This window comes from Arthrobacter sp. CJ23 (assembly GCF_024741795.1).
Lineage (GTDB): Bacteria > Actinomycetota > Actinomycetes > Actinomycetales > Micrococcaceae > Arthrobacter.
The window spans coordinates 2,553,386-2,566,003 of the sequence record NZ_CP102950.1; the positions used below are offsets into that span (position 1 = coordinate 2,553,386).

General features: G+C 67.4%; 12 protein-coding genes. 1 reads left to right on the forward strand and 11 read right to left on the reverse strand.

Translation table 11 applies throughout. The annotated features are described in order from the left end of the window. Positions 1–32 precede the first annotated feature (32 nt). The 9 genes from gmk to pyrR all read right to left on the reverse strand — a co-directional run bounded on the left by gmk (position 33) and on the right by pyrR (position 10,032). Entirely contained in the window at positions 33–605 is a 573-nt protein-coding gene (gene gmk, locus NVV90_RS11270) for a guanylate kinase (protein WP_258437390.1), read from the reverse strand. 30 nt (positions 606–635) lie between these two features. Further along, the gene (mihF, locus tag NVV90_RS11275) at positions 636–953 is read right to left on the reverse strand and encodes an integration host factor, actinobacterial type (protein WP_258437391.1); all 318 of its coding nucleotides are present in this window, start codon (positions 951–953) and stop codon (positions 636–638) included. Positions 954–1,148: 195 nt separating this feature from the next. Then, positions 1,149–2,015: an orotidine-5'-phosphate decarboxylase gene (gene pyrF, locus NVV90_RS11280; protein WP_258437392.1), complete on the reverse strand. Its 867-nt coding sequence runs from the start codon at positions 2,013–2,015 to the stop codon at positions 1,149–1,151. After that, positions 2,008–5,337, reverse strand: a complete 3,330-nt coding sequence (carB, locus tag NVV90_RS11285; RefSeq protein WP_258437393.1) for a carbamoyl-phosphate synthase large subunit — start codon at positions 5,335–5,337, stop codon at positions 2,008–2,010. Before carB ends, pyrF begins: the two co-directional genes overlap by 8 nt. Beyond that, entirely contained in the window at positions 5,337–6,587 is a 1,251-nt protein-coding gene (gene carA, locus NVV90_RS11290; protein ID WP_258437395.1) for a glutamine-hydrolyzing carbamoyl-phosphate synthase small subunit, read from the reverse strand. Before carA ends, carB begins: the two co-directional genes overlap by 1 nt. After that, positions 6,568–7,089, reverse strand: a complete 522-nt coding sequence (locus NVV90_RS11295; protein WP_258437397.1) for a DUF2207 domain-containing protein — start codon at positions 7,087–7,089, stop codon at positions 6,568–6,570. The genes carA and NVV90_RS11295 overlap by 20 nt, the downstream gene beginning before the upstream one ends. After that, the gene (locus NVV90_RS11300) at positions 7,089–8,438 is read right to left on the reverse strand and encodes a dihydroorotase (protein ID WP_258437398.1); all 1,350 of its coding nucleotides are present in this window, start codon (positions 8,436–8,438) and stop codon (positions 7,089–7,091) included. The genes NVV90_RS11295 and NVV90_RS11300 overlap by 1 nt, the downstream gene beginning before the upstream one ends. Next, entirely contained in the window at positions 8,438–9,451 is a 1,014-nt protein-coding gene (locus NVV90_RS11305) for an aspartate carbamoyltransferase catalytic subunit (protein ID WP_258437399.1), read from the reverse strand. The genes NVV90_RS11300 and NVV90_RS11305 overlap by 1 nt, the downstream gene beginning before the upstream one ends. Then, positions 9,448–10,032, reverse strand: a complete 585-nt coding sequence (gene pyrR, locus NVV90_RS11310) for a bifunctional pyr operon transcriptional regulator/uracil phosphoribosyltransferase PyrR (protein ID WP_258437400.1) — start codon at positions 10,030–10,032, stop codon at positions 9,448–9,450. Before pyrR ends, NVV90_RS11305 begins: the two co-directional genes overlap by 4 nt. Positions 10,033–10,237: 205 nt before the next feature. On the opposite strand from pyrR, the gene NVV90_RS11315 reads away from it, so the two are divergent. After that, on the forward strand, positions 10,238–11,494 hold the full coding sequence (locus NVV90_RS11315) for a PrsW family intramembrane metalloprotease (RefSeq protein ID WP_258437401.1): 1,257 nt from the start codon (positions 10,238–10,240) through the stop codon (positions 11,492–11,494). A 126-nt stretch (positions 11,495–11,620) separates the two neighbouring features. On the opposite strand, the gene nusB is transcribed toward NVV90_RS11315, so the two are convergent. Beyond that, positions 11,621–12,031 (reverse strand): transcription antitermination factor NusB, encoded by a 411-nt coding sequence (gene nusB / locus NVV90_RS11320; protein ID WP_258437402.1) that lies wholly within the window; start codon positions 12,029–12,031, stop codon positions 11,621–11,623. Beyond that, complete coding sequence (efp, locus tag NVV90_RS11325) at positions 12,031–12,594, reverse strand: elongation factor P (RefSeq protein ID WP_258437403.1); 564 nt, start codon at positions 12,592–12,594, stop codon at positions 12,031–12,033. The genes nusB and efp overlap by 1 nt, the downstream gene beginning before the upstream one ends. Positions 12,595–12,618: the final 24 nt, after the last annotated feature.

The following is a 12,618-nucleotide window of genomic DNA, read 5'->3' on the forward strand; positions in this document are numbered from 1 at the left end:
CAAATTCTAGCGGTCCGACAGGTGCAGGCGCTTTAGCGCCCGTGCGGGGTAAGACCCATGAGTGAAACAAGCTCGTCCGCTGCCCGGCGTACGTCGTCATTGATGACGGTGTGGTCAAACTCCGGTTCAGCGGCAAGTTCCAGTTTAGCGGTTTCCAGGCGGCGCTGCTGTTCTTCCGGAGTTTCCGTGCCGCGGCCAACGAGCCTGCGGACCATTTCCTCCCAGGTGGGCGGTGCCAGGAAGACGAACGTGGCGTCCGGCACGGCCGCCTTGACCTGGCGTGCGCCCTGCAGGTCGATCTCCAGCAGCACGGACTTGCCCTCGGCGATTGCAGCATCCACCGTGCTCTTCAGCGTTCCGTAGGTGTTCTGCCCGTGCACCACGGCCCACTCCAGGAATTCGCCGGCAGCCACAAGGGACTCGAACTCTTCCCTGGACTTGAAGAAGTAGTGGACGCCATCCTGTTCGCCCGGACGCGCCGCACGGGTGGTGGCCGAAACGGACAGCCAGACCTCGGGATAGTTGTCACGGATATACGTGGATACGGTTCCCTTGCCAACGGCAGTGGGGCCTGCGAGGACTGTCAGTCCCGGTTTCTTGCTCACAAATTCCTTCGGGGAGATGCATCAAACGCTTTACTGGGTATCCATAAAATCTACCAGCGCCCGGGCCTGGTGGATTCCCAGGCCCCGGACGCGGCGGGAGGAGGCTATTCCGATGTCGGCCATGATCGCGGCCGCGCGGACCGGGCCGATGCCTGGAAGGGCCTCCAACAGCTCGATGATGCGCATGCGGGCAATGGCTTCGTCGCTGGCGCCGCTCCGGATGAGTTCCGCGATGCTCAGTTCCCCGCGCTTGAGGCGTTCCTTGGCCGCCGCACGGGCGGCCCGGGCCTTGGCGGCCTTCTCAAGGGCGTCTGAACGCTCCTGCGGTGTCAATGCCTTCAGGCTCACGGACACTTCTCCCCTCCGGCCGGACACCGGGCCCGGCAATGTGGACTGCTCCCGAAGCTACCGCCTAGCACTGTGCAGCGCAATGAAAAAGCCTGCGCAGTGGCACCCAGCCCGGGACAAAGCAACGCGGGGTCACTTACGGCCCATGAGGGCGGCCCGGATGGGCTGTAAGTGACCCCGCGTTGCGTGAAGGAGTCAGGCCGCGAGCAGTCCGTCCAGGGTTTCCTGCGTTGCCGCACGAAGACCGGCCAGGGACGGTCCGGCGGCCAGGATGCCCCGGCTGGAGGTCGCCAGCACGGACGGGTAGGCGGTCCCGAAGGTCGCCCGCAGATCCGCCGGCGTGGCGCCCTGGGCACCGAGCCCCGGGGCCAGGAGCGGACCGCGGACGGCGCCGAGGTCGACGTCGAGGTCCTGCAGCGCACTGCCGATGGTGGCACCGACCACGAGCCCTACCGAGCCCAGGCTGCCGGTGTACCGCTGGTTCTCGACGGCGGCCGCAGCCGCGATCCGGCGGGCCACGGAATCCGCGCCGCCCACATGCTGCACCGACTTGCCCTCCGGGTTGGAGGTCAGCGCCAGCACAAAGACGCCGCGGCCGTATTCGGCGGCGAGGTCCAGGGCCGGGCGCAGGGATTCAAAGCCCAGGTACGGGCTTAGGGTGACCGAGTCCGCGGCCAGGGCCGAGCCGTCGCGCAGCCACGCATCGGCATAGGCCGCCATGGTGGAGCCAATGTCGCCGCGCTTGGCGTCGGCGATGCTCAGCACGCCGGCGTCGGCAGCCGCCGCCAGGGTGCGCTCAAGCACGGCCATGCCGGCGGAGCCGTGCCGTTCGTAGAGCGCCACCTGCGGCTTCACCGCGGCAGCGAGCGAAGCCACGGCCTCCACGACCGTGAGCGAAAAGCGCTCCAGCGCGGCGACGTCGTCGTTCAGTCCCCAGTCCGCCAGGAGGCCCGGGTGCGGGTCAATGCCCACGCACAAGGGACCCCTCGCGGCCATGGCCGCGGCCAGCCGGGAGCCGAACGTCTCCCGGGCCGGCTGCCGCTCAGTGGTGCCCTCAGGCATTCTGCACGGCCGCATTCTGTGCGGCTGCGTTCTGCGAGGCCGTCAGGTTGGCGGCGTGCTCCTGCAGGCTGGTGACGGACCATTCGTAGGTGCGCATGGCTTCGATGGCCTGCACCGCCGCGTTGAACTCGGCCACCGTGGTGATGCAGGGGATGCCGATGGACGTTGCTGCGGCACGCAGGGCGTAGCCGTCGCTGCGGGCTTCGCCACCGGAGGGGGTGTTGAAGACCATGTCGATCTCACCGGCAATGACGAGATCGGCGATGGTGCCTTCGCCCTCGGCGCTGCTGCCCTCGGCGACCTTGCGGACCGTGCTGGCCTGGATGCCGTTGCGGCGCAGGACGTCGGCGGTGCCGCCGGTGGAGACGATCTCGAAGCCGAGGTCCGAGAGGCGCTTGACGGCCATGATGACCGCCCGCTTGTCCCGGTTGGCGACGGAGACGAAGATCTTGCCTTCCGTGGGCAGCGCGTTGTTCGCCGCGGCCTGGCTCTTGGCGAAGGCGGTGTCGAAGTGCTTGTCGATGCCCATGACTTCACCGGTGGAGCGCATTTCCGGGCCGAGCAGGGAGTCCACCACCTTGCCTTCCGGGGTGCGGAAGCGGCTGAACGGCAGCACGGCTTCCTTGACGGAGACCGGCGCGTCCAGCGGCAGGGTGGAGCCGTCGCCGGTTTCCGGCAGCATCTTGTAGGCGGTGCGGAGCTGGTGGATGGTCACGCCGGTGCCGATGAGGGCCGCGGCTTTTGCCATCTGGACGCCGGTGGCCTTGGACACGAACGGCACCGTGCGGGAGGCGCGGGGGTTGGCTTCCAGCACGTAGAGCACATCGGAGGCCAGCGCGAACTGGATGTTGATGAGGCCGCAGACGCCCACGCCTTCGGCGATGGCGCGGGTAGCCGTGCGGACGCGCTCGATCACGTCGTTGCCCAGCGTGATCGGAGGCAGGACGCAGGCGGAGTCGCCGGAGTGGATGCCGGCTTCCTCGATGTGTTCCATGATGCCGCCGAGGTACATGTCCGTGCCGTCAAAGAGTGCGTCGACGTCGATTTCGACGGCGTCTTCCAGGAAGCGGTCGATCAGGACCGGGTGGTCCGGGGTGATTTCGGTCGCGTTGGCGATGTAACGGGACAGGTTGGCCTCGTCGTAGACGATTTCCATGCCGCGGCCGCCGAGCACGTAGGACGGGCGGACCAGGACCGGGTAGCCGATTTCGTCGGCGATCTTCTTGGCGTCCTCGAAGGAGACGGCGGTGCCGTTCTTCGGGGAGATCAGTCCGGCGTTGTCCAGCACGCGGGAGAATTCGCCGCGGTGCTCGGCGAGGTCGATCGCCTCGGGCGAGGTGCCCAGGATCGGCACACCGGCGTCGGCCAGCTGCTGGGCGAGCTTGAGCGGGGTCTGGCCGCCGAGCTGCACGAAGACGCCCATGACGCCGCCGGTGCGTTCCTCGGCCGCGATGACCTCAAGGACGTCCTCAAGGGTCAGCGGTTCGAAGTAGAGGCGTGTGGAGACGTCGTAGTCCGTGGAGACGGTTTCCGGGTTGCAGTTGACCATGACGGTCTCGTAGCCGGCCTTGCGCAGCGCCATGGAGGCGTGGACGCAGGAGTAGTCGAACTCGATGCCCTGGCCGATGCGGTTGGGGCCGGAGCCGAGGATCAGGATGGACGGCTTGGCGTGCAGCGCAACCTCGTCCTCCTCGTCGTAGGAGGAGTAGTGGTACGGCGTGTACGCGGCGAATTCGGCGGCGCAGGTGTCCACGGTCTTGTAGACGGGGCGGATGCCCAGGGCCTGGCGGACACCTCGGACAACGGCCTCGGTGTTGTGCGTCAGGGCACCGATCTGCTCGTCCGAGAAGCCGTGGCGCTTGGCGTTCTTCAGCATGTCCTGCGTCAGGGTCTTGGAGCCGCGGATCTCCTGGGCGGTTTCGTTGAGCAGCACCAGCTGGTCAAGGAACCACGGGTCGATCTTGGTGGCGGCGTAGAGGTCCTCAACGGTGGCGCCGCCGAGCAGGGCGCGCTGCACCTGGTACAGGCGCTCGATGGTGGGCCGCTTGGCCTTCTCGATCAGCTCGGCGACTTCGTATTCCGGCACCGGGCTGAAGTCGAACTGGGAGCCCTTCTGTTCCAGGGAGCGGAGCGCCTTCTGCAGGGCCTCGGTGAAGTTGCGGCCCATGGCCATGGCCTCGCCCACGGACTTCATGGTGGTGGTCAGGGTGGGGTCCGCTGCCGGGAACTTCTCGAAGGCGAAACGCGGAACCTTGACCACGACGTAGTCGAGGGTCGGTTCGAAGGACGCCGGCGTCTTCTGCGTGATGTCGTTGGGGATCTCGTCCAGGGTGTAGCCCAGGGAGAGCTTGGTGGCGATCTTGGCAATGGCGAAACCGGTGGCCTTGGAGGCCAGCGCCGAGGAGCGCGAAACGCGGGGGTTCATCTCGATGACCACCACACGGCCGGTGTCCGGTTCGATGGCGAACTGGATGTTGCAGCCGCCGGTGTCCACGCCCACCTCGCGGATGACGGCGATGGAGATGTCGCGCAGGCGCTGGTATTCGCGGTCCGTCAGGGTCAGGGCCGGGGCAACGGTGATGGAGTCGCCGGTGTGGACGCCTACGGGGTCGAAGTTCTCGATGGAGCAGACCACAACGACGTTGTCGTTCTTGTCGCGCATCATCTCGAGCTCGTATTCCTTCCAGCCGAGGATGCTCTCTTCGAGCAGGACCTCGGAGGTCGGGCTGTACTGCAGGCCCTGGCCGACGATGCGGCGCAGGTCGTCTTCGTTGTACGCCAGGCCGGAGCCCAGGCCGCCCATGGTGAAGGAGGGGCGGACCACCATCGGGTAGCCCAGGTCTTCGGCGGCCTTGAGGGCCTCGTCCATGGTGTGGATGATGTGGCTGCGGGCCGACTCGGCGCCGCAGCGTTCCACGACGCCCTTGAACTTTTCGCGGTCTTCGCCGAGTTCGATGGCGGCGATGTTGGCGCCGATGAGCTCCACGTTGTACTTCTCCAGCACACCGTTCTTGTCCAGGGCGATGGCCGTGTTGAGGGCCGTCTGGCCGCCCAGGGTCGGCAGGATCGCGTCCGGGCGCTCCTTGGCGATGATCTTTTCGACGACCTCGGGGGTGATCGGCTCGACGTAGGTGGCGTCGGCGAACTCGGGGTCCGTCATGATGGTGGCCGGGTTGGAGTTCACGAGGATGACGCGGAGGCCCTCCTCCTTGAGGACGCGCAGCGCCTGGGTGCCGGAGTAGTCGAACTCGGCTGCCTGGCCGATGACGATCGGGCCGGAACCGATGACAAGGACGCTCTTGAGATCTGTACGCTTGGGCATTACTTCGTGTCCTCAGTCTTGGTTTCGGTGGTGTTTGCGGCGCCGGACTTGGTCTCGGCCATGAGCGCGATGAAGCGGTCGAAGAGGTACGCGGCGTCGTGCGGACCGGCCGCGGCCTCGGGGTGGTACTGGACCGAGAAGGCGGGGATGTCGAGGCACGCGAGGCCCTCCACGACGTCGTCGTTCAGGCTGACGTGGCTGACCTCGACGCGGCCGTACCGCGACTCGGGGGCCACGGTGGCGCCGTTCATCGGCGCGTCCACGGCAAAGCCGTGGTTCTGGGAGGTGATCTCCACCTTGCCCGTGCGGCGGTCCATGACGGGCTGGTTGATGCCGCGGTGGCCGTAGCGCAGCTTGTAGGTGCCGTAACCCAAGGCGCGGCCGAGGATCTGGTTGCCGAAGCAGATGCCGAAGTACGGCAGCTTTTCGTCCAGCACCGAGCGCAGCAGCGAGACCTGGCGGTCGGCCGTGGCGGGGTCGCCGGGGCCGTTGGACATGAAGAAGCCGTCCGGGTTGACTGCCTTGACCTCGTCCAGGGTGGCGGTGGCCGGCAGGACGTGGACGCGGACGCCGCGTTCGGCGAAGCGGATGGGCGTCATGGCCTTGATGCCGAGGTCGATGGCGGCGATGGTGAAGTTGGGCTCGCCGACCCAGCCGTGGTCCTTGGGTTCGACGATGTAGGCCTCGTCCACGCTGACTTCCTCGGCAAGGCTGGCACCTTCCATGGGGGCGCTGGCCAGGACGATGTCCAGCAGCTCCTGGTCGGCGCCGGTGGCGGCGTCGCCGGAGAAGATGCCGGCGCGCATGGTCTTGTGCTCGCGCAGGTGTCGGGTGATGGCGCGGGTGTCCACGCCCTGGATGCCCACGATGCCCTGCTCGACGAGCTCTTCGTCCAGCGAACGCTCGGAACGCCAGTTGGAGGGGCGGCGGGCGGCGTCGCGCACGATGTAGCCCGCAACCCAGATGCGGCGGGATTCAGCATCTTCGCTGTTGACGCCGGTGTTGCCGATGTGCGGTGCGGTCTGCACCACGAGCTGGCGGGCGTAGGAGGGGTCGGTGATGGTCTCCTGGTAGCCGGTCATGCCGGTGGCGAAGACCGCCTCACCCAGGGCGGTGCCCTGGGCACCGTAGCTGCGTCCGCGGAACATGCGGCCGTCTTCCAGAACCAGAACGGCTGCTGTGGAGGGGGCTGGGTTGGCTGTGGTCACTTCGTTACTATCCGTCACTTTGTTACTTTCCACTATCGGCATCTGCCTGAGGGGCTGCGGAGGTCAATTCTTGGAGGGCGTCGAGGAGGGGCTGTTTGTCGGCCGCGTGCCGGGCCCGGAAGCCGGTGTCCAGCCCGCGGCTGCCCAGCTTCCAGCTGACCACCACGAGCCCGTCCTTTTCGACGAACTTGCCGGCCATGCCGCTGTCCTGGCGGCTGCCTTCCAGGGCCGCACGGGGGATGAACACCGGCGCGGCACCCGGGCGGTCGAACAGCACGCCCTCGGCGTGCACGCTCAGTTCCGCGTTGCTGCGGATGCCCAGTCCCTGCACGGCGATCCGGTCAAGCCAGTCGCCCGCCGTGGTGGTGGCCACGTACTGGCCGTCCACGACGACGGCGGCCGGGCTCAGTTGCGCCGGCACTTCGGGGAGGTGTTCGACGTCGGACTGCCGCCTGAGCCGGTTCCGCCACCCCCACCAGATCATGGCCAGGACGATGACGATCAACGGCACCGTGATGAGCATGGTCAGGGTCTGGTTGTCCATCAGTTCCCGCTGACTGCCCCGGCGGCATCCGGGTAGCGGTAGGGGGTGTTGAGCTTGCCGTCCAGGACGGTCGGGTGGCCCCTGAAGAACGTGGCCACGACGGCGCCGGGCAGCTCCTTGCCCTTGAACGGTGAGTTTCGGCCCATGGTCGCCATCTTATGGGGATCCACGGTCCAACGGGCAGCCGGGTCCACGAGGATGAGGTTGGCGGGCTCGCCGGCCTCGAGCGGGCGGCCCTGGTCTGCCACGCGGCCGATGACGGCCGGGGTGACGGACGTGACGCGCGCGAAGTCGTCCCAGCCCATCAGGCCGGTTTCGATCATGGTCGCCTGGACCACGGACAGGGCGGTCTCAAGGCCGGTCATGCCCATGGCGGCCTGCGCCCACTCGCATTCCTTGTGCTCGCTCGGGTGCGGGGCGTGGTCGGTGCCCACCACGTCGATGGTGCCGTCGGCGAGGCCGGCGCGCAGGGCCTGGACATCGGCGTCGGTGCGCAGCGGCGGGTTGACCTTGTAGACGGGGTCGTAGCTGCGGACAAGGTCGTCGGTAAGCAGCAGGTGGTGCGGGGTGACCTCGGCGGTGACGTTGATGCCGCGTGCCTTGGCCCAGCGGATGATCTCGACGGATCCGGCGGTGGAGACGTGGCAGACGTGGAGGCGCGAGCCGACGTGCTGGGCGAGCAGGACGTCGCGGGCGATGATGCTTTCCTCGGCCACGGCCGGCCAGCCGGCGAGGCCGAGCACAGCGGAGACGGCGCCTTCGTTCATCTGGGCCCCGGCGGTGAGGCGGGGTTCCTGCGCGTGCTGGGCCACCACGCCGTCGAACGCCTTGACGTATTCCAGGGCGCGGCGCATCAGCACGGGGTCGTGGACGCAGATGCCGTCGTCGGAGAACATGCGCACCTGGGCGCGGGAGTCGGCCATCGCGCCGAGCTCGGCGAGCTGCTCGCCGGCCAGGCCCACGGTGACGGCGCCGACGGGACGGACGTCCACCCAGCCGGCGGCGCGGCCCAGGCTGTGGACCTGCTCCACGACGCCGGCGGTGTCCGCGACGGGGTTGCTGTTGGCCATGGCGTGCACGGCGGTGAACCCGCCGAGTGCTGCGGCGCGGGTGCCGGTCTCGACGGTTTCGGCGTCTTCGCGGCCGGGTTCGCGCAGGTGGGTGTGCACGTCCACCATGCCGGGAAGGGCCACCAGGCCGGCGGCTTCGATGACGGTGGCGCCTGCGGCGGCGTTGTGGGTGGCTGCTCCGGCGCCGCGTTCGACGATGACTCCGTCAGCGATCAGCAGGTCCTCGGCGGCGCCGCCAAGAATGGCTGCTCCGCGGATCAGGTAGGTGTTCTCTGCCATCAGTGGCTCTCCTTGCTGGGCTGGTTTGCAGCATTGGTGGTGGCTGGTTCGCGGGAATCCCCGGAGAGCAGCAGGTACAGGGCGGCCATGCGGACGGACACACCGTTGCGCACCTGCGCCAGGACGGTGGACCGGGGCGAATCCGCGGCGGCCGAGGAAATCTCGAGCCCGCGGTTCATGGGGCCGGGGTGCATGATGATGGTGTCCTTGAGGCCAAGGTCATCCAAGGCCCGCAGGCGGGCGTCATCGAAGCCCCAGCGGCGCGAGTATTCGCGGGTGGAGGGGAAGAAGGAGGCGTTCATGCGCTCTCCCTGGACCCGCAGCATCATCATCGCGTCCACGCCTGCGGCGAGGGTTTCGTCCAGGTTGTAGCTGACCTTGCAGGGCCAGTGCTCGACGCCGATCGGCAGCAGCGTGGGCGGTGCCACGAGCGTGACGTCCGCACCCAGGGTGCGGAGCAGCCAGACGTTGGAGCGCGCCACGCGGGAGTGCAGGACGTCGCCGGCGATCGCCACGCGCATGCCCCGCAGGTCCGCACCGGAGGACGCCGTGCCGTTGAGCTGCGACCAGTGCCGGCGCATGGTGAAGGCGTCCAGGAGGGCCTGCGTGGGGTGTTCGTGGGTGCCGTCGCCGGCGTTGATGACGGCGGCGTCGATCCAGTCCGTGGCAGCGAGACGGTGGGGGGCGCCGGAGGCCCAGTGCCGGATGACCACGGCGTCGGCGCCCATGGCCGCGAGGGTCTGGGCGGTGTCCTTGAGCGACTCGCCCTTGGAAACCGAGGAACCCTTGGCGGCGAAGTTGATGACGTCCGCCGAGAGCCGCTTGGCGGCGGCTTCGAAGGAGATGCGGGTGCGGGTGGAGTCTTCGAAGAAGAGGTTCACCACGGTACGGCCGCGCAGGGCCGGCAGCTTCTTGACCTCGCGGTCGCCGACGGCGGACATTTCCTCGGCGGTGTCCAGGATCCGGATGGCGTCCACGGCGCTGAGGTCTTCGGTGGAGAGCAGGTGTTTCATGCGCCGGCCTCGATCACTACTTCGTTGACGGGGACGCCGTCCACGGAGTCGAGCTCCTCAAGGTGGACGCGGACCTTTTCCGAGGAGGAAGTGGGCAGGTTCTTGCCCACGTGGTCCGCGCGGATGGGCAGTTCGCGGTGGCCGCGGTCCACCAGGACGGCGAGGCGCACGATGCGCGGGCGCCCGATGTCCACCAGGGCGTCGAGGGCCGCGCGGATGGTGCGCCCGGAGTAGAGGACGTCGTCGATCAGGACAACAACCTTGTTGTCGATGCCGGACAACGGCAGCCGGGTGTGGTGCGGGGGCCGGGTGGGCTGGTGCGAGAGGTCGTCACGGAACATGGTGACATCGAGCTGGCCGACGATCGCGGCGGCGTCGACCGAAGGGTCTGCGGCGGCGATCTTGTTGGCGAGGCGCACGGCGAGCGGATAGCCGCGGCGCGGGATGCCCAGCAGGACCAGGTCCTGGGAGCCCTTGTTGGACTCGAGGATCTCATGGGCGATACGAGTCAGCGCACGGTCGATGTCGGCCTGGTTGAGTACAACCCGCGACGGCAGCTGCGCTGAAGTGACTTCAGTCATCGCTCGTCTCCCCTTTCCCCGCCTCACGGGACGGAATTAAAAAAGGAACATTGCCCCACAAAACTACCACAATGGCCGTCCGGGGAAGCCCCGAAGCCCGCCCCGGGCACTGCGCTTAAGGTCACATCCCCGGCGCCTCCCGGAGCCCGGCACCCAAGGCCGCGCCGCCTTGGATCCGGTGATTCCGGCGCATAGGCTCGTGGCCATGACGATGAACCAACCCGGGCATCACGGCGGTCCGCGGCCCTATCCCCGCCCCTACCTGGAGCCCGGCGCGAATCCCACGTGGATGGGCCGCGTGGATCCTCGGAACTACCAGCCGGCACCCGGCAACCCGGCGCCCCTCCCCCAGCCCGCTTGGCCGGCTCCGGAGGCCGCGCGGCGGCGCTTCCCGGCGTCGACCACCCTGCCCCTGCTGGTGGCAGGCGGCGTACTCGCCTTTCTCAGCCTGCTGCTGGTGGTTCCCTTCCTGCTGGGCAGCACGGGCGTGGCGGGCTTCGTGATCGGCTTCATCGCTTCCCTGTTCCCCCTGTCCGCCGTGCTGCTGACCGTGTTCCTCATTGACCGCTGGGAGCCCGAACCCAAGCGGCTGCTCTGGTTCGCCTTCAGCTGGGGTGCCGCCGTCTCCATCGCCGGAACACTGCTGATCCAACCGCTCTTCGTACTGGCTGCACCCACCGCGGACAAGGCGGAGTTCCAGTACTTCATGGCCACCGTGGAGGCACCGATCGTGGAGGAATTCACCAAGTCCCTGGGCCTGCTGCTCCTGCTGCTGGGGGCCAGGAAGTACTTCGACGGTCCCGTGGACGGCGTGGTCTTCGCCTTCACGGTTGCCGGCGGCTTCGCGTTCACGGAGAACATCCTCTATTTCGGCCGGGAAATTGCCGAATCCAGCGATCCCGGCACGGACCTCGTCCGGATCTTCATCCTGCGCGGCGTCATGTCGCCGTTCGCGCACGCGCTGTTCACGGGCACCACCGGGCTCATCATGGGGTTTGCGGCGCGGCGCTGGCACCCGGGCTATTCGGTGCTGGCCTTCTTCATCGGCCTGCTTCCCGCCATGTTCCTGCACAACCGCTGGAACAGCATGGGTGAGGGCTTCCTGGTGGAGTACTTCGTGGTGCAGGTCCCGATCTTCCTGATGGCGGCACTGGGCATCGTGTTCCTGCGCCTCGCGGAAGGCAAGCTCACCCGGCAGCGGCTGCTGGAGTATGCACGGGCGGGCTGGTTCACGCCCGCCGAGGTTGACATGCTGGCCACCGTCCGGGGCCGCAAGGCCGCCATCCGCTGGGCCGCATCGAGCGGCCGTGCCGCCCAGATGCGCGCCTTCATCAAGGCCGCCACGGCCCTGGCCTGTACCCGGCAGCGGATCCTGAGCGGGCGGGACGTGCCCATCCACCAGCATGATGAGCTCCGCCAGCTGGTGGATGTCCCGCAGTTGCGGGCCGCCGTCCTCGCCTGAATTTCAGGGCCTCGCCTGACGGAGCACCGCGTGGATACGCAAAGAGGGCCCGTGGCTGCAGTTTCCTGCGGCCACGGGCCCTCTTGCGGTTTCAGCGTCGTGTGTTCGCCTGCACTGTAGCGATGCCTAGGCGAGCAGGGACGGCTTGAGCTTCTGCAGCCGGCCGAGGAGGCCGTTGATGAAGGCGGGCGACTCGTCCGTGGACATCACCTTGGCGAGTGCCACCGCTTCGCTGACGGCAACGCCGTCCGGAACCTCGTCATTGTAGAGAAGTTCCCAGGTGCCGATGCGCAGGATGATCCGGTCAACGGACGGCATCCGTTCCAGGGTCCAGCCCTGGGCATAGGTCTCGAGGAATTCGTCGATGGTGGGCTGCATGGAAACAACGCCCTCAACGATTTCCACTGTATAGGGATTGATCACCAGATCCGTCACCTCCCGACGCGCCTTGAGCGCATCGAAAGCCGAGACGGAGCGCTGCTCCGCCTCGAAGAGAACTTCAAGGGCCCTGCTACGGGCCTTACCGCGGGCACTCACTAGTCGTTGACCCGGCCCAGGTAGCTGCCGTCGCGGGTGTCGACCTTGACCTTGGTGCCCTGCTCAACGAACAGCGGAACCTGGATCTCGTAGCCGGTTTCAACGGTGGCAGGCTTGGTGCCGGCCGAGGAGCGGTCGCCCTGCAGGCCCGGCTCCGTGTAGGTGATTTCGAGAACGACGCTTGCAGGCAGTTCGATGTAGAGCGGGGTGCCCTCGTGGATGGCGATGTTGACCATCTGGTTCTCGAGCATGAAGTTGGTGGCATCGCCTACCGTTGCGCCAGAAACGTGGATCTGGTCGTAGTCCTGGGTGTCCATGAAGACGAAGTCTTCGCCGTCCTGGTACAGGTACTGGTAGTCGCGGCGGTCAACCGTGGCGGTCTCGATCTTGAGGCCGGCATTGAAGGTCTTGTCGACTACCTTGCCGGACATGACGTTGCGCATTTTGGTGCGAACGAAGGCACCGCCCTTGCCAGGCTTGACGTGCTGGAACTCGATGATGTTCCAGAGCTGGCCCTCAAGCTTAAGGACGGTTCCATTCTTGATGTCGTTTGTGGTTGCCACTCGTATCCTCAGGTTTCTTTCGCT